The organism is candidate division KSB1 bacterium, assembly GCA_034521575.1.
Lineage (GTDB): Bacteria > Zhuqueibacterota > Zhuqueibacteria > Residuimicrobiales > Krinioviventaceae > JAXHMJ01.
Map to the genome: position 1 here is coordinate 395,751 of JAXHMJ010000005.1, position 17,349 is coordinate 413,099.

Genomic DNA, 17,349 nt, shown 5'->3' on the forward strand with positions numbered 1-17,349 from the left:
CGCCCGGCTTTTAGGCGCTCCCGGAGCAGACCGGGCTTTTAACATCAACTGCACATTACCGGCTCAACGTTCGCCCATCCGGCGTCTTTGAAGGTAATGGCGATGGTACGGCATCCTGGAATCTCTTTATTTCATAAACCGGCACGGCCCTGGTGAGCCGGGTTTCTTAAAACACCATTCTGCCACACAGGACTATAAAAAAACCGCGGCGCCGGCCACGGTTTAAATAAACAAGAATTTATGTCTTTATCAATGTTTTTTTTTAATGTGCTGAATTTCTATTGTGAATCGTATGCTGTGAAATGTTCAAAGACGGATGACGAGGCGACTGTCCGCCGCCTTTGGCCTGAACATACATGACCCGGTTGTCAATGGCAATGGCAATTTGACTGGCCAGAATCTCAAGCAATTGGATCGTTTCTACAGTGGGCATCCTGTGGTCCACCGGATCATCCGCCATAAAGAAACCAATGATCTTGCCTTCCTGGGATTTGATGGGAATAAGCAAAAGCGCCCAGTTTGGCCACTCGCCTTCATATCCTGAATTTGCATCAGCCCCGTAATAAATCTTTTTGAAATGATGCAAGATCGCTTCCCGTCGGTTGACGATAAATGACTTGCCGATTACATATTCCTCTTTGAGAATATCACCAAATTGATCCAGATCAAAACACATATCCTGAAGCTGTACCTGCTTGATGCGGTCATCGCAGGCCACGGCCCGGGTTTCCAGCATTTGTGTTTTTTTGCTGATTAATGCCAGGGAAACCAGATTGAAATCCAGAATCTGTTTGGACGACCAGACTGTTTCTTTCAGCAGATCATCCAGACTGCTCTGAAGTTTAAATACATTATTGCTGGCAAAAAGCTGGCGCAAACACCTGTTTTTGCGCTCAAGAGCATTAAACCGGTAATAGTTTTCAATACTCATACTGACCAGCTGAGAAAATAACTCCATATTGTGAAAAGTTTCTTCTGTCGGCACCAGTCCCTCTTTGGGCGTATCCAGCGATATGTAGCCATAGGTAATCTTGTTGCTGTCGGACAACCGCATCAGCACCATATCTTTATAATGCCAGGGAACATTCTTTTCACGGGCAGCGCCCGGTGCGGATAATGACTTTTGATGATGAATGGTTTTAATGCGTTTGTGACTCTCGAACAGACGGTCCACGGCATCGCGCGGCACCGTGGTTTGTTTTTGCAGGCTTGCTCCGCTTTTCGAATATCCCACCATGACCTGTTTGATATAGGACTGCTTGCGATGATCCAGCAGGGCAATTGTCGAACGCTGAAATTTAAAAACCTGACACACCACTTCAGAAATGCGTTGAAGAAAAATATTCAGAGGTTCGGAATAACTGGTCTGCACCAGATCCACCAGCTCATTGGTCATCACACGCTGGTCCACTTTGTGTTTACGGGTCAAAGCTCCGGCTGTCTTGTCCCTGGCCTTGAGAACCCCGCGAAATCCAATAAATCGCGATCCATCAGCGCCGTCATACAACAGCCGAAACCGTACATGCACATGATATCGTTTACCGGTCTTGTCCAGCATTGTCAGTCGCCGCGTTTTTTGCGAATTCGCCCGGGGTAATGCAATAATATCACGGATAAAAGAAGCTTCATCCTGGTCATCCAGCAGGTCGGTAATTCTGAACTCGAACAGTTCTTCGCGCGAGTATTTTAACAGTTGTTCAAGCTGCTTGTTTACCGCAAGAAAGCGTCCGTATTTATCGCAGACGAAAAAATCACCTTTCTTGCTTAATTTTTTAACGGATTGTGTATCCGATGTCGGGGATGACTTGCTCTGAGATTGAGGCTGTCGTTCGGTATTCTTGACAAATTCATTCAACGTGACCAGATAACCTTTTTTCTTTTCGATCAAATCCGAAATACCATAATCTTTGGCGGTCTGCTGCATATCGGTTTCATCCTTTTTCACAGAGAACGCAATACGGGACTCGTGTTTAATTGTGGACAAAACCTTGAAAAACGTATTCTTGTTGTCGCGGGCCAGCTCACTGTCCACCAGCACCAAATCATATTGATTATAAGAAACGTGTTCCACAAGCTCGCTCAAAGTAAGCGCCGCCCCAACTGAATAGTCACGATCATTGGACAGCAGCATTTGTTTCATTGCCTGGACATAAGCCGCATTGGGCATGTGCAATTAAGATATTCATTACCATGCTCGTTGCAATTTTATATTTTCTCTATAGTTCAATTTATCAACACCTTAAACCAACACCCGCACGGATGCGGCGCCATGTATTTCTCCCTGCAAAAACCAAACCAATTTTTAAGCTTTTTTTCAAAATTTACGTTTAATAAAATGAGATTAATTTGCATTTAATGCAGGAATTTATTATAATAATTGCTGGCTATTCACCGCTCCTTTAAAAACAGAAAGGAGGTTAAATTGTTTGACCCCCACTATACAGAGCGCATGTTCAACGCTCACCCGATCATACACGGACTATTGAAAAACGCCTCCTCTATTGAACAGGCTCGTGATCAGCTACTGGAGTATCTGGAAAACCAGACCAATTCCCTGAACCGCGATCACGCAAAGAGCCAGCCCTTAAAATGGCATTTACAACATTCCTGTCTGGAAAATTTTCTGAGAATTCTTTCGCCCCGAAGTGATAAACTGGCGGGATTCAGTGTCATCGAATTATTATGGAATTTGGCTAAAGGACAGACCTCGGAGCTGCCTGAATCTCTTGACAATGGATTTTTTGAAGAGATGATCCACATGTTCAGAGGCTTGTCCGGTGAAAGCGGTGTTTATATCAAGCATAAAGTACAGCCGTTCACTCATCTCAAAGGCCGGGAAGCGGCGCTTGAACGGTCGCAGGAACTCGACAAAATTTCAGTGCAGGCCGCTTCATCTTTTAAACGATTTCCAACGGGACTGGATAAAGAGGTAATCAGGAGACGCCATGAAAACCAAAAACGCATCCGGGATGCATTTGGAGCGTCGGAACAGGAATGGAATGATTACTTGTGGCAAATCCGGCACGTCATCCGGGATTCGAAAACCCTGGCCGGTTTGATTGAGATTAGCAGCGATGAAAAAAAGGCTATCGATAGTGCCAAAGCCAATCGACTGCCGTTTGGAATTACGCCGTATTATGTTTCATTGATGGACAAGGACCCGAGCCGCAAAAATGATCATGCTGTTCGTGCTCAGGTTATCCCCCCGCTTAATTATGTCGAGCTGATGACAGAAAACCGGGCCAACCGGTCCGACTGTTTTGATTTCATGCATGAACATGACACCTCCCCTATCGATCTGATCACACGCCGGTATCCGCGGATCTGCATCCTGAAACCCTACAATACTTGCAGCCAGATTTGCGTGTATTGTCAACGCAATTGGGAAATTGATGACGTTCTGGACCGGAATGCCATGGCGACTGAAGAGTCGATTGATGCCGCTGTGGAATGGATGGAAGAGCATGAAACCGTATCCGAGGTACTGGTGACCGGGGGTGATCCGTTGATCATGAACACCAAACGCCTGAACCGCGTATTGGAAAAAGTAGCGCGGATCAAGCATATCGAGCGCATTCGTCTGGGTTCACGCACACCGGTGGTATTGCCTCAAAGATTTACGGATGAACTGGTTGATGTCATCGCCTCGTATCATGAACCGGGCAGACGTGAAATGGTATTGGTGACTCATTTCATCCATCCCTATGAAATCACACCGGAATCCATGCAGGCTGTTCAGAAAATCAGAAAACAGGGTATGTCGGCTTACAACCAGTCGGTTTTTACGATGGAAAACAGCAGGCGCTTTGAACATGTGGCGCTACGCCGGGCCTTGCGCCTGATCGGCGTGGATCCGTATTATACCTTCAACACCAAGGGCAAAAAAGAAACCGAAAATTATCGGGTGCCGCTCGCCCGACTAATGCAGGAAATCGAGGAAGAAGCGCGGATCATGCCGGGAATGCTGCGGACCGACGAGCCGGTGTACAATGTCCCCCGCCTGGGGAAAAATTACATCCGGGCGCGCCAGCACCATACACTGCTGTCTGTATTGCCCGACGGCAGCCGGGTTTATGAATTTCATCCCTGGGAAAAATATTTATCCCTGGTAAACACCTACGTGGATACGGATGTTCCCATCTATAAATACCTGGAAAAATTAAAAGAACGCGGGGAAAATCCGGACGATTACCGGACCATCTGGTATTATTATTAGCCCCTTGAAACGAACACCGGGTTTAGCAAACCCGGTCTGTTCCGGATTTAATATCCCAACACACTTGAACGGCCAAAGTGCTGATCATATTTAATATCCTGCAGCACGGCGCCTTGATATTGATTTTAAAATAAACCCCTCTGGATCTACCGCTTGGCCGCCATTCCAGATGCGCTTCCCAGCAGTGCAGATCGCGGTAAATCGTAAACTGATGATGCGAAATGGACATCTCTTCCAGATCATAATGAGCGCTGTACTGAATCCGCCAGTTTGGTGTTAGACTGATTTCAGCGCCGCTGATATCCATGTAATAGCGTTTGATCGGATTATCAGGATTACGCTTGTTTAAATTAAAATTAAAACTCACATTCATCCGCCAGAGCACGGACCAGGACTGCATGTCAAAATCGGATTCAAAGCGGTCACCGCGCTTGAACGCTTCTTCCTCCAGAACATTCAGATCACGTCCTTCTTCTCTGAGCTGCATTTCTTCATAGGATTGCGGCAGATCCTGTTGCGGTCCCGGCTCGGAATCGCGGGATTTTTGCCGCCCCTGCAGCCGAAAGCGGACATTGAACTGAAGATTTGTTAAACGCAGAATCCGGCCCTGCTGCCAGCCGCCGTCTGAGAACAGAAACACGGGGTCCGCATGGTAATCACTGGAATATTCGTAAAAACTATGTGAAGAATTGGCGCTCAGGCTCAGATTGGACATGGGACTGGCCTGCAACGAAGCGCTCACGTCACTCATTTTCTGACGGTCGGCTCTGAAATTATAGCCGCCGGAAAGATTCAGATTAAACAGATCGTATTTTTTAGCATCCGCGCCCTCTCCGGTTTTCATCTGAAACAGGTTGCCCATACGCCAGGAAATACTGCTGCGGCCTGATGATGAGGTTCCGGAAAACCGATCGCGTTTTGCGAAACTGCCGTCAGACTGCCGGACTTTATCATAATAGCCCCAAAAGGATTTTGAAAAATCAGGCTGATAGCTGTAGGAAACGCTTGGCGTGATCACATGCCGAAAGGCGGAAACAAAGCCGAATCCGGGAAACATTCCGTAAATCTTGGTATTGGCCGAGGCGCTGTAGGAAAACGTATGCCGCGCGGCAAATCCGCTCTCCGTTTCATAATCAATCTCGTCGGTTTTCTCGTTATAAAAATAGTTTTTCTGTTCATCATACCAGTCTTCATTGATATTCAAAGACTGATTGAGCGACAGCCATCCAAAATATTTGGTGGGACTGGACATGGAGAGTCCCACGCTATGCCCAACCTGACGGGTGCGGTCTATTGCGACGGAATCCTCGCCGTCAACTGAAACGGCCATAAATTCCCGTTCGCTGTTTTGCAGATTCGAGTTGTAGGATACATAGATCGCCTCGTACCAGGCGGGTACACCTCTGTTGGATTCCGATTTGAACGGCTGCATACGGCCCAAACGCAGAGATATCTGGGGCAGGATTGAGCTGGTCAGACCGGTTTGCAGATCATGCGTTCGGGTCAGATTGGCGCTCATACTGACTCCCTGTTCACGCCAGCGTTTTGTATAGGTGGCATTGGAACGCAGTTCCCGGGTGAGGCGTGTCGCTTAGATTGGTGCTGTAATCTTTGTAAAAGCTGTTATCGCTGACAAAATATCCGTTGACACTGAAATTCGACGTCGGATCCAGGGTTTGATTATGCCGCACCCGAAGATCCCAGCGGTTCTGCCGACTGCCGTCGTAATTCTTGCGGGTCCACGACGCATCAATCGAGCCGTTCAGTTTGTAACGCACAGAATAACGCGTGCTGTTTTTCAGCAGAATTCCGGTGCGTTCAAAAAAGTCGAGACTGAGTTTGGTGTCGAAATAATCGTTGGGCGCCCAGTAATAACCTATATTGCGCAGAAACCGCCCCTCGGCATCACTCTGCCCGTAGCGGGGAATCAGAATTCCGGAGGTACGGCCTTTTTTATTGGGAAACACCACAAACGGCAGCGCAGCCACCGGAATGTGTCCCAGATACATGACCACCGGTTTGGCGATAACTTTATTATCCGGTATCATTTTCATTTTCTCAGCTTGAAAATGAAAATGCGGATTGCTGTCCAGGTCACAGGTGGTATAACTGGAACGGTGAATATGATAAGTTTTGGAATGTACACGTTTAATTTGCTCGCCCTTGTATTGACCGCCCTCCAGTTCGGTGCGTCCGCGCACCACACGGCCTTTTTCCGTGTCGTAATTGTAATACATACGGTCACCGGTCATGCGGTCCCCGGCATCAACCAGCACAGGATAGCCAATTTGCTTGATCCGCATGCTCGAATCCTGCGCCGTACTGTCGGTCTTCACCCAGGTGGTATCCGGTATCGGCTCTGCCGTGATCAGTTTTTTGTCCCAGTCCAGGGTAATTTTGCCGGCCTGCAGCTGCATGTTTTTATAGGACACCTCGGCTTTATGAGAAAAATACGACATGCGGTTTTCTACATCATTGTGTATAATCCGCGCTTTGTAATAGATGGTGGTATCCACTCCGATATCCGCAGACTTTAGTGAATCCGGAGTCACTGTGGTATCGGGCAGGGTTTGAGAATAGCCTGCACCGCCAAGCGCCAAAACAATGACAAGTAATAGTCTTTTCAACAATATGCCTTTACCGTTTTCTGCGTGGCCACAGGTTTTGCAGACGTTCTTTTATTTTGGCCTCAATGCCGTTCCGGGTCGGCCGATAATACACACGTTCCCGGTTCTCCGGAAAGTAGCTCTGCTCAATAAACCCTCCGTGATCGTGCGGATACTGATACGCCTCCCCGTAGCCGAATTGTTTCATAAGCCGGGTCGGGGCATTGCGCAAATGCAGCGGCACATCAGGCGCCGGTTTTTTCTGAACATCCTGTTGAGCCTGATTGATCGCCAGATAGGAGGCGTTGCTCTTTTGGGCAGAAGCGAGATACGTGGTGGCCTGGGCAAGAATCAGTCGCGCTTCCGGCATGCCGATGACGTTCACAGCCTGGAATGCCGACGTCGCCACCATGAGCGCATGCGGATCGGCATTTCCGATATCCTCGGATGCCAGAATCACCAGTCGACGCGCAATAAACAGCGGGTCTTCTCCCGCCTCGACCATATGCGCCAGCCAATACAATGCCGCATCCGGATCAGAGCCGCGCACACTCTTGATGAATGCAGAGATGACATCGTAATGATAATCGCCTTTTTTATCGTACAGCACACTGCGCTTTTGGACGGCTTGGTGAATAGTTTCGGCTGTAATTTGTTTTGCACCCGATGAGTCAGGTTGAATGAGCTGCGCCGCCAGTTCCAGTGCGGTCAATGCGGTGCGGGCATCACCGCCGGACAGGGATATGAGCAAGGTACGGGCATCCGAATTGAGTGTGATCTGTTCCTCCCGCATCTTTTTATCCGAGTTCAGAGCCCGGTCAATTACGTTACCGGTTTCGTCTTCGCTTAGACTGTACAGCTTGTAAACCTGACAGCGAGACAGCAGGGGCTGATTGACCTCAAATCCCGGATTCTCCGTCGTAGCGCCGATCAGAAGCAGGGTGCCGTCTTCCACACTGTGCAACAGCGCGTCCTGCTGGGCTTTGTTGAACCGATGAATCTCATCAATAAACAACACGGTGCGCTGCTGTAGAACCTTGTTTTTCTCCGCCACCTCAATGATTTTGCGGATATCCTTGACACCCGCCGTCACCGCACTCATGACGTGAAAATCAGACCGGGTCACCCGGGCAATGATACGCGCCAGCGTGGTCTTGCCCACGCCGGGTGGTCCCCACAATATCATGGAGGCAAGCTGATCCGACTCGATGGCATTGCGCAGGACCTTGCCGGGCTGCAAAATGTGCCGCTGTCCGACAAATTCACTTAGAGTGGTCGGACGCATGCGTTCCGCCAAAGGGCGATATTCTGTATTGAATCCTGACAAACAATCTCCTTTCAAGCCTTAAATTTACTATAAAATAACAGAAATTGCAAGCGGGTTGTAATCTTGATTGGGATTGGGAAACGAGGATTGTTCATAAATGCTATATTTATTTTCATAACCCCGAGCTTTAGCTCGGAAGAAACGAGATCACCACACCCCACTCTTTCGCGAGGGGCTTTAGCCCCAAGTGGATATGAAAGAGTACATATCTGATTTTACAGGTTTTGCGATATTACGGCAAGCTAAAACACTTGAAATAAGGCTTTCAATAATACGATTTCAGCACACAGCAGCAGACGTTGATCCGATAACGACAGTTTGTAGCTTTGCATTTTTTATCCCCTGTCCGGGTTGTTTAACTTGTGTTTGTCTTTGTCTTTGCAACCTCAGGCGCCGCAAGACATCGCATCAACTACCTTATTAGTTTATTTTATAACATGTTAAACGTTTTTATCCATTTACAAACGAATTTATTTGAAAAACGCAAACAACAACCCCATAATCGCCCCGATTTGACCGATCCAAAAGATAAACATCCATTTGATGAGGTCGGCGCGGGTGTCAGATATTTGATTTTTAACACCGGCAATCTCTTCCGTCATGCGTTCATTAACTTTGCCAATTTCTTCTGTCATGCGTTCATTAACTTTGCCAATCTCTTCTGTCATGCGCTCATTGACTTTGGAACTTTCTGTGGTGATACGTTCGTTGACCTTGGATATTTCTTCTGTCAACCGTCGCTCAAATTTTTCTTCCACAAACTCCAACATCTCGTGTTTCCGCTGTTCAACAGATTGATTCACAAGACGAAGCAAACTTTCCGATGCGTCTTCGCCCAATTTTTCACGCAATGGTTTTTCTACAGTTAAAGCAGGCATTTCACCCTCCATTTTGATTTTAAAACATACATCAATTTAAGGATATTTCACATAAATGCAAGAGAAAAAGTCTCAAGGTAAGCAGGTCGAAAAGTCTCAAAAAAACAACTCTGTTGGACAGCAGTCCGTGCGGCCAGCGGGGTCGTTGAGAGGTGGAACCTCTGTTGATATGCTGCGCCGGGATGCACCCCCGACAAGGAAATAATAAAAACAATCTGCAAATCTCCCCTCCTTTTTCAAGGGAAGGGACGTTCGTCAGATGCGGACACAGTCCGGCAGCTGACGAACCGGGGTGGTCCATGCACATTGACCCCTCAAGCATTCTACATCATGGTCTCTACTGCCCCGATGCTCGCGAGTGACGAACTCGTGAATATGACTCAGGCGGCCTTGCTTTCGGATTCTTCCGTTTCTTGTTTCTGCGGCACATCGGGCATGTCTTTGTTGAACTTTTTGTTCGTCACCCATTCGAATTTGCGGCGCAGGGTTTTGCTGTAAAATTTCTCCAGCACATCATAATCCACTTCCAGTCCCCAGTTGTAATAGACGCGCGGATCGATATAGGATTTCTGACTGGTGCCCAGGTTCAGGGTGCGCTTTTCAGACGCAATGCGTTTCTGCGCCTTGATCTTGCCCAATAGACGGGTGTAGGCTTTTTCCAGCCGGATCTCGGTGCGTTCCATACGATTTTCTTTTCTTTTCGATGCGCTTTTCGTAACGATCGCGGTACTTTGCTTTTTGATCGTTCTTTTTAGCGGCTTTGCGTTTTTCATCGCCTTCTTTTTTCAAATCGCGCAGCTGATCCTTGATCTCTTTTTTCAGATCCTTGATTTTCTGGATCTGTTCCCGGGTTTTGGCTTCGCGTTCTTTGTAGCGCTGCTGGCGCTCTTTCCAGTTTTTGGGCGGTTTTTTGTTGTGATTACACAGAATCGCGGCTTCGGCATTGGCTTTGTTGGCGGCTTCCCATTTCTTGTACTGAGGATCGGATGCTTTGACATCCGCTTCGACCAGCGTGTCCTTGACCACCCGCGTGGCGTGCAGGGTACGGAATACTTTGGCGGAGAGGCCGGTCATGATCTCGGACAAAAACTCGTTGACATTGCGGCTGGAAATGTCGTAAAACAGCTGCGGTTTTTTGTAATTGGGATGGCTTTTGCCCATGCGCATACTGGAATTGGACGGACGCGCATGGTCCACCAGTTCCTGCAGATTATCGCGCACCACTTGCGGCAGTTCCAGTTTTTTGTTCCAGAGGATCGAATCCTTTCCCAGAAATCTAAACTCCACCAGACCGTCATCGTGAAAGGTGATATGCTCCGGACGCAGGGTGGTGGCGCCCACGGTATCGGCTTCATCCGGATCTTTTTCATCGCCCACACGCAGGCACAGATAATCGATCAGATAACAGGCGGTGGCAATACGGCGGCGTTTTGCATGCTCGTCCACCAGTGCGGATTCAATGCGGCTGCGGATTTCCTGCAGGCGCGCGGACAGTTCAATGGCCTTGTCGAATTTACCGGCTTCGCGTTCCTGCTTGATGGGCGCGGAATCATGCAGCCAGATGTATTTAAACTTGCCGCTCAACTTGTCCTGCCAGCGCGCCACCCACAGCGATTCCGGCTGCCAGATAATCTCTTTCCATTCATCCGGATCGATACTCTCGGCGTCCGGACTCAGATTCAGAGTCACGTCTTTTTTCTTGGCGCCTTCTTTCCAGCGGCCGCGCATGGGATGCTTGCCGCGCCCCATAAAGATACCGCTGGGCTCGGTCATATAATTGGCCAGTTCGATACGTTCACCGTCGGCTTCGGCGTGGCCGTATTCTTCCTTTAGCGCTTCGCGAATCTCTTTGCGTTTGGCCGCGAGTTTTTTCTTTTCTTCTTTGGTCATTGCGTCTCTGGCTTCTTTTTCCCGGCGGACGCGTTCAATGACCTCGCTGAAATCGATCTGGTCAATACTCAGCGGCTTGTCATATCCGAGACAATCGCTGAAATCCTTTATGAAATTCTTGACAAACACCCGATCCTCGACATACGGGGTTCCCAGCTTTTTGGCCCAGGCATAGGCCATTTCTTCCTGCCTGGGATCGAGCTTGATCTTTTCACCGTCGACCCGAATCGACAGCCCCTGGTACTCCGGCGGTTCCGGTACCAGAATTCCTACATGATGTAATTGTTTGAGCAAGGGTCTAACCTCATTTAATGAATTTAATGTGAAAAGAAAAATAAAGGCTTTTTTATGAAATATGCAAGAGATAATTGAATCCCTTTAAAATTGACAGAGTATAATTAAAATCCAACCGGAATCTCTGATGACCTTTAAAATGAATTGACTGATTCTTAAAAATTGTTTACATTATAGTTTATATCCAAAGGTAATTATGACAAAAGACTCTAAAAAAATACTCTGGGTCGACGATGAAATCGACCTGTTGCGCCCACATGTCATGTTTCTGCAAAGCAAAGGCTATGACATGACCACCTTTTCCAATGCCGAAGATGCCATCGACCGCATTAAAAATACCTCATTCGATCTGGTGCTGCTGGACGAAATGCTCAACGGCATGGACGGCCTCACCGCCCTGGGCGAGATCAAAAGCATTGATCCGTCGCTTCCGGTGATCATGGTCACCAAAAACGAAGAAGAAACGCTTATGGAAGAGGCCATTGGTCAGAAAATCGATGATTACCTGACAAAACCGGTGAACCCCAGCCAGATTCTACTGGTCTGTAAAAAAATTCTCGACCGGCAGAAAATCGCCGGACAGCGAATTTCCAGAGATTATTCCCAGGAATTCCAGCAGATATCTGCGCAGCTGCAGTCGAGTATGGACTGGCAGGACTGGATCGATGTGCATATCAAGCTGTGCACCTGGGATATAGAACTGGATGGACACCCGGATCTCGGATTAAAGCAGACCCTGTACGATCAAAAGCGCGAAGCCAATGCCGAATTCGGTCGCTTTGTTGAAAACAACTATTATGACTGGATCCATAATGAATCCAGCCCGCCTATGTCCGTGGACGTCATTCGCAATTATGTGCTTCCGCAGGTCTCGGCCGGTAAAAATACGGTGTTCATGGTAATCGATGCCATGCGCCTGGACCAATGGATGACCCTGGAATCGCTGCTGCATCCGTATTTCCGTATCAATCGCGACTTTTATTATTCGATCCTGCCCACGGCCACACCGTATTCCAGAAACGCGATCTTTTCCGGTTTGTTCCCCGGCGAAATGCACAAAGAACTCGGCGAATTGTGGAAAAACGCCGAGGACAAGGACGATGTCAGTCTGAACCGGCACGAACTGGAACTGCTGCAGGCGCAACTGCAGCGCCTGGATATTTCTCTAAAACCCGACCCAAAGTACGCGAAAATACTCGACGTACAAGGAGCCCTGACTCTGTCGCGAAAAATACACGATTACGGCAGCATCCCCCTCTCCGCCATTGTATTAAACTTTGTGGATATTCTGGCGCATTCGCGCAGTTCATCGTCCATTATCAGGGAAATGATCCCCAACGAATCCGCGTTTCGGTCCACCACGTATTCCTGGTTCGAACACTCGCATATCTTCAAGGCCATGCGCACCCTGGCGGATATGGGAGTCACGGTGGTCATCACCTCCGACCACGGCAGCATACGCGGCAAACGCGGCGCCAGGGTGATCGGCGACCGCCGCACGTCGACCAGTCTTCGCTATAAATACGGCGAAAATCTCAAAGCCGATGACAAGCATGCCATGTTTATCAAAGATCCACGCGATTACAAACTGCCGGCGCGCGGGGTGACCACCAATTATATCATTGCCAAAGAGGATTATTATTTCGTGTATCCGACAAACTATCATCACTATCTGAATTATTATGCGGACAGCTTTCAGCACGGCGGTATTTCTCTGGAAGAGGTTGTTCTGCCGGTCATAACTTTGGAGCCGAAATAGAAAATGACCCGGGAAATCATAACATCCAGTCCGGAAGAGACCTTTGAATTCGGCGTCCGTTTCGCGGCTCAGCTGCAGCCCTCGAACGTGGTGACTTTTGTCGGTGACCTGGGAGCCGGTAAAACCACCTGCATCCGCGGTATCTGCCGCGGACTGGGCGTGACGGATCATATCACCAGTCCCACGTTCACCCTGATCAACGAATATGAGGGATGCATTCCGGTGTATCATTTTGATTTTTACAGACTGCAGGACAGCGGTGAACTCGGCGACCTGGGACTGGAAGAATATTTTGAAAAAAACGGCATTTTCCTGATCGAGTGGCCGGCTGTGGCAGTCGACCTGCTGCCGCCGCGGCGTTACGAGATGCGGCTGTCATGGGATTTCAGCGCCGATCATCCGAATTCAAGAAAACTGATATTAACCGAACATTGAGAGTTTTATGCTGCACCTTGGAATCGAAACCGCCACACCAACCTGCGCCGTCGCCCTGTTAACGGACGATACGCTGCTGGCTGAATCCAGACTTAACATCAGAAACGTGCATGCCTCGCGTCTTTTTCAGCTGATCGATTCGCTGTTCCGCCACGCTGACAGGCGCATGCAGGATCTGAATGCGGTCTCCGTATCCATCGGGCCGGGTTCGTTTACCGGTCTGCGCATCGGTCTGGCTTCCGCCAAAGGCATTGCCACCGGACTCGATATTCCAGTAATCCCGGTCCCGACATTAAGCGCTCTGGCCCGGCAGGCACCTGCGGAAAATGGACGCCTGTATCCGTTTATCCGCGCCAGAAAAAACGAGTATTACACCGCGCCCGTGCTGCGCACAGACTGGGACGACCACATCGGTGAGGTGATGATCGTACATCCTGAGAATGTTGAAGAAAAGCTGAAAACACCTTGTATGCTGATCGGCGACACCCGCGAGTTGAACATTTCGCATCCGGACATTCATATCGCCCCCGCCTTTGCACATCTGCATTCCGCTCTGCATGTGGCGCTGACAGGAAGAGACTTGTATCTGCAGGGAGACCTGTCCGAATTTGACACCCTGATCCCGCTGTACGGTCAGGATTTTGTGGCGGAAAAACCGAAAAAACGCGCCTGACATTTGCAACCTTGATTAAATGCAATTTATTTTTAAATTAATAGTGGCGCTGAACGCATTCAATTTTTAATCGAATCATGGGATATTATTATGGCCTGGTTTAAACGTGTAAAAACCAATCTACTTTCGCAAAAGAAGAAAGATATACCGGACGGTTTGTGGATCAAATGCAAAAAATGCGGCGAAGTGCTTTACAAGAACGAACTGGAACGCAATCTGGATGTCTGCAATTACTGCGGTTATCATTTCCGTATCACCAACGATAAATATATCAATCTGCTTACGGACAAGGATTCGTTTGAAGAATTTAACAGCAGCATGCGCTCTATGGACCCCCTGAAATTCCGGGACACGGAGCGTTATGCCGATCGTCTGAAAAAAGCCATGAACAAAACCGGCATGAACGATGCGGTGCGCACCGGTACGGCATTGATCCACAATTTGCCGGTGGTGCTGGCGGTAATGGATTTTCACTTTATCGGCGGCAGCATGGGATCGGTGGTGGGTGAAAAAATCGCCCGCGCCATAGATGTGGCGCTTGAACGGCGCCAGCCGTTTATCGCCATTTGCGCATCCGGCGGTGCGCGTATGCAGGAATCCGCCTACTCGCTGATGCAGATGGCCAAGACCTCCTCCCGCCTGGCCAAGCTCTCTCAGGCCGGTCTGCCGTATATTTCGATTCTCACACATCCGACCACCGGCGGTGTGACTGCCAGTTACGCGTCTCTGGGGGATGTCATCCTGGCGGAACCGGAAGCCCTGATCGCATTTGCCGGCCCCCGGGTGATCAAACAGACCATTGGACAAGATCTGCCGGAAGGTTTTCAGCGCTCCGAATTTATGCAGAAACACGGTTTTGTCGACGCGATTGTCCCGAGAAACGAACTGCGGGACGCGGTGACCCAATTATTAAACTTTTTTCTCGACCCTCAAACTTTTTGAACAGGAACGATTGTGAAAATACTGCTGACAAACGATGACGGCATCGACGCCCCCGGTCTTGCAGCGCTGCGCGAGGCCGTATCCGAAATAGCCGAGGTGCTGGTTGTGGCGCCCGAAACCGAAATGAGCGCGGTCGGACACGCCATCACCCTGAGCGATCCGCTGCAGATCAAAAAACGTTATAAAAATGAAGAGTTTTACGGATACGCGGTGAACGGCACGCCGGCGGACTGTGTGAAAATCGCCTACTGGGCGCTGCTGCGCGATGAACCCAAAACCGGATCTGCTCATTTCCGGGATCAACCAGGGTTCCAGATACCGGGATCAATGTGATCTATTCCGGCACGGTTTCCGCCGCCACCGAGGGCGCTATCCTCGGCATCCCCTCCATTGCCATGTCCCTCACCTCCTATACGTGGAAGAATTTTTCCACAGCAGCGCACTTTGCTCGCGATCTGGCGCAGACGGTCAAAGACCATCCGCTGCCGAAAGGCGTGTTTTTGAATGTCAATGTGCCGGCTGTGGAAGAAAAAAACATACAGGGGGTGCGCATCACCCGGCAGGGCCATTCCAACTGGATGGACGATTATCATATGTACAAAGCCCCGAACAAACGCGAATATTATTGGCTGGTGGGCGAACGCCGGGAGATACCGGACGATGACAATATTGATGACGGCGCTATTGAACAGAACAAAATCTCGATCACACCGATACATTATGATTTGACTTTTTATCCGCTGCTGGAAAAAATGAAAAAATGGGATATTGAACGCTAATGCAGACACCGTTGGAAACGATTATTGTACTGGATTTCGGCTCCCAGTACACCCAGCTCATCGCGCGCCGCATTCGCGAGCTCGGGGTGTATTCGGAGATCAAACCCTACTATACACCGGTTTCGAAACTCAAAGCTGAAAAGCCGGCGGGTGTTATCCTGTCCGGCGGTCCTGCCTCGGTTTACGCCGGGGACGCGCCCATGCCGGATACGGATATTTTATCACTAAACTGTCCGCTGCTGGGGATCTGCTACGGTCTGCAGGTTGCGGCACATCTAAGCGGCGGTTCAGTCACCAACGCCCCCCGGCGGGAATACGGGCGTGCGGAAATTTTTGTGGACGATCATTCCGATCTGTTTTACGATCTCCGGGATGAATTAACCGTCTGGATGAGTCACGGCGATCACCTGACCCAGATGCCGCCCGGTTTCGAACGCATTGCGCATACGGAAAATTCGCCCATTGCGGCCATGAGAAACAAAGACGCCAGCATATTCGGCATTCAGTTTCACCCGGAAGTGGTGCACACCCCGAACGGCAAAGAGATTCTGGCAAATTTCGCCTACCGGATCTGTAAATGCTCCGGAAGCTGGAACGCCGAGGCGTTTGTGGATACCACCATTGCTTCCATCCGAAAACAGGCCGGGACCAGCAAAGTGTTGTGCGCCCTGAGCGGCGGAGTGGATTCCACGGTGGCCGCTTATCTGGTGGGACAGGCAGTGGGTGAGCAGCTCACCTGTGTGTTTGTCGATACCGGACTGCTGCGCCAAGACGAAGCCGCCCAGGTCTGCGGCTATTTTGAAAATGCGGATTTTGAATTTATTCACGTGGACGCCGACGAACGGTTTCTCTCCAAACTGGCCGGCGTGGTGGACCCGGAAGAAAAACGCAAGATCATCGGGCACGAGTTCATTCGCGTATTTGAAGAACAGGCCAAATCTATCGGCAAAATCGATTACCTGGTGCAGGGCACCCTGTATCCGGATGTCATTGAAAGCGTATCCGTGCGCGGCCCGTCTGCAACCATCAAATCGCATCACAATGTGGGCGGACTGCCGGAAAAAATGGGACTCAAACTCATCGAACCGCTGCGTGAGTTGTTCAAGGATGAAGTCCGGCGCGTTGGACACCAGGTGGGCGTTCCGGATATGATTCTGCGCCGGCATCCCTTCCCGGGTCCCGGACTTGCTGTACGCATTATCGGAGATATTACGCCGCAGCGTCTGGACGTTCTGCGGGAGGCGGACGCGATTTTCATTGAAGAATTGATCAACACGGAATTATACGACAAAATCTGGCAGGCATTCGCGGTTCTGCTGCCCATCCAGACCGTCGGCGTGATGGGCGATGAACGGACGTATGAAAACGCTGTCGCGCTCAGAGCCGTGACCAGTCTGGACGGGATGACCGCCGACTGGGCGCATATCCCGGACCCGGTGCTGGCGCGTATTTCCAACCGCATCATCAACCAGGTCAGAGGAGTCAATCGGGTGGTTTATGATATCAGCTCCAAACCGCCCGGAACCATTGAATGGGAATAAAACAGGAGT

15 protein-coding genes are annotated in these 17,349 nt (G+C 49.6%); 8 read left to right on the forward strand and 7 right to left on the reverse strand.

Annotated features, from left to right (window positions below):
* Positions 1–262: 262 nt before the first annotated feature.
* On the reverse strand, positions 263–2,167 hold the full coding sequence (locus tag U5R06_14505; GenBank protein ID MDZ7723979.1) for a PAS domain-containing protein: 1,905 nt from the start codon (positions 2,165–2,167) through the stop codon (positions 263–265).
* A gap of 255 nt (positions 2,168–2,422) precedes the next feature.
* On the opposite strand from U5R06_14505, the gene U5R06_14510 reads away from it, so the two are divergent.
* Complete coding sequence (locus U5R06_14510; GenBank protein MDZ7723980.1) at positions 2,423–4,216, forward strand: KamA family radical SAM protein; 1,794 nt, start codon at positions 2,423–2,425, stop codon at positions 4,214–4,216.
* 22 nt (positions 4,217–4,238) lie between these two features.
* Here U5R06_14510 and U5R06_14515 read toward each other — a convergent pair whose 3' ends face one another.
* The 6 genes from U5R06_14515 to U5R06_14540 form a co-directional block, all read right to left on the reverse strand.
* On the reverse strand, positions 4,239–5,786 hold the full coding sequence (locus U5R06_14515) for a putative LPS assembly protein LptD (protein ID MDZ7723981.1): 1,548 nt from the start codon (positions 5,784–5,786) through the stop codon (positions 4,239–4,241).
* On the reverse strand, positions 5,749–6,843 hold the full coding sequence (locus U5R06_14520) for a putative LPS assembly protein LptD (protein ID MDZ7723982.1): 1,095 nt from the start codon (positions 6,841–6,843) through the stop codon (positions 5,749–5,751). The genes U5R06_14515 and U5R06_14520 overlap by 38 nt, the downstream gene beginning before the upstream one ends.
* A 10-nt stretch (positions 6,844–6,853) precedes the next feature.
* On the reverse strand, positions 6,854–8,107 hold the full coding sequence (locus U5R06_14525; protein MDZ7723983.1) for a replication-associated recombination protein A: 1,254 nt from the start codon (positions 8,105–8,107) through the stop codon (positions 6,854–6,856).
* 512 nt (positions 8,108–8,619) lie between these two features.
* Positions 8,620–9,027, reverse strand: coding sequence for a coiled-coil domain-containing protein (locus tag U5R06_14530; protein ID MDZ7723984.1), 408 nt, complete (start codon positions 9,025–9,027; stop codon positions 8,620–8,622).
* Positions 9,028–9,407: 380 nt separating this feature from the next.
* Complete coding sequence (locus tag U5R06_14535; GenBank protein ID MDZ7723985.1) at positions 9,408–9,710, reverse strand: hypothetical protein; 303 nt, start codon at positions 9,708–9,710, stop codon at positions 9,408–9,410.
* Positions 9,628–11,211, reverse strand: coding sequence for a DNA topoisomerase I (locus tag U5R06_14540; protein ID MDZ7723986.1), 1,584 nt, complete (start codon positions 11,209–11,211; stop codon positions 9,628–9,630). Before U5R06_14540 ends, U5R06_14535 begins: the two co-directional genes overlap by 83 nt.
* A 196-nt stretch (positions 11,212–11,407) precedes the next feature.
* Here U5R06_14540 and U5R06_14545 point away from each other — a divergent pair, with 196 nt between their 5' ends.
* The 7 genes from U5R06_14545 (at position 11,408) to guaA (ending at position 17,340) form a co-directional block, all read left to right on the forward strand.
* Complete coding sequence (locus U5R06_14545; protein ID MDZ7723987.1) at positions 11,408–12,970, forward strand: response regulator; 1,563 nt, start codon at positions 11,408–11,410, stop codon at positions 12,968–12,970.
* 3 nt (positions 12,971–12,973) lie between these two features.
* Positions 12,974–13,405, forward strand: a complete 432-nt coding sequence (gene tsaE, locus U5R06_14550) for a tRNA (adenosine(37)-N6)-threonylcarbamoyltransferase complex ATPase subunit type 1 TsaE (GenBank protein MDZ7723988.1) — start codon at positions 12,974–12,976, stop codon at positions 13,403–13,405.
* A gap of 7 nt (positions 13,406–13,412) precedes the next feature.
* Positions 13,413–14,078, forward strand: a complete 666-nt coding sequence (gene tsaB, locus U5R06_14555; protein MDZ7723989.1) for a tRNA (adenosine(37)-N6)-threonylcarbamoyltransferase complex dimerization subunit type 1 TsaB — start codon at positions 13,413–13,415, stop codon at positions 14,076–14,078.
* A 90-nt stretch (positions 14,079–14,168) separates the two neighbouring features.
* On the forward strand, positions 14,169–15,020 hold the full coding sequence (gene accD / locus U5R06_14560) for an acetyl-CoA carboxylase, carboxyltransferase subunit beta (protein ID MDZ7723990.1): 852 nt from the start codon (positions 14,169–14,171) through the stop codon (positions 15,018–15,020).
* Positions 15,021–15,032: 12 nt separating this feature from the next.
* Positions 15,033–15,353 carry a 5'/3'-nucleotidase SurE gene (locus U5R06_14565; GenBank protein MDZ7723991.1) on the forward strand — a complete coding sequence of 107 codons (321 nt, stop codon included), beginning with the start codon at positions 15,033–15,035 and terminating at the stop codon, positions 15,351–15,353.
* Positions 15,350–15,799 carry a 5'/3'-nucleotidase SurE gene (locus U5R06_14570; GenBank protein MDZ7723992.1) on the forward strand — a complete coding sequence of 150 codons (450 nt, stop codon included), beginning with the start codon at positions 15,350–15,352 and terminating at the stop codon, positions 15,797–15,799. Before U5R06_14565 ends, U5R06_14570 begins: the two co-directional genes overlap by 4 nt.
* Positions 15,799–17,340 (forward strand): glutamine-hydrolyzing GMP synthase, encoded by a 1,542-nt coding sequence (guaA, locus tag U5R06_14575; GenBank protein ID MDZ7723993.1) that lies wholly within the window; start codon positions 15,799–15,801, stop codon positions 17,338–17,340. The genes U5R06_14570 and guaA overlap by 1 nt, the downstream gene beginning before the upstream one ends.
* Positions 17,341–17,349: the final 9 nt, after the last annotated feature.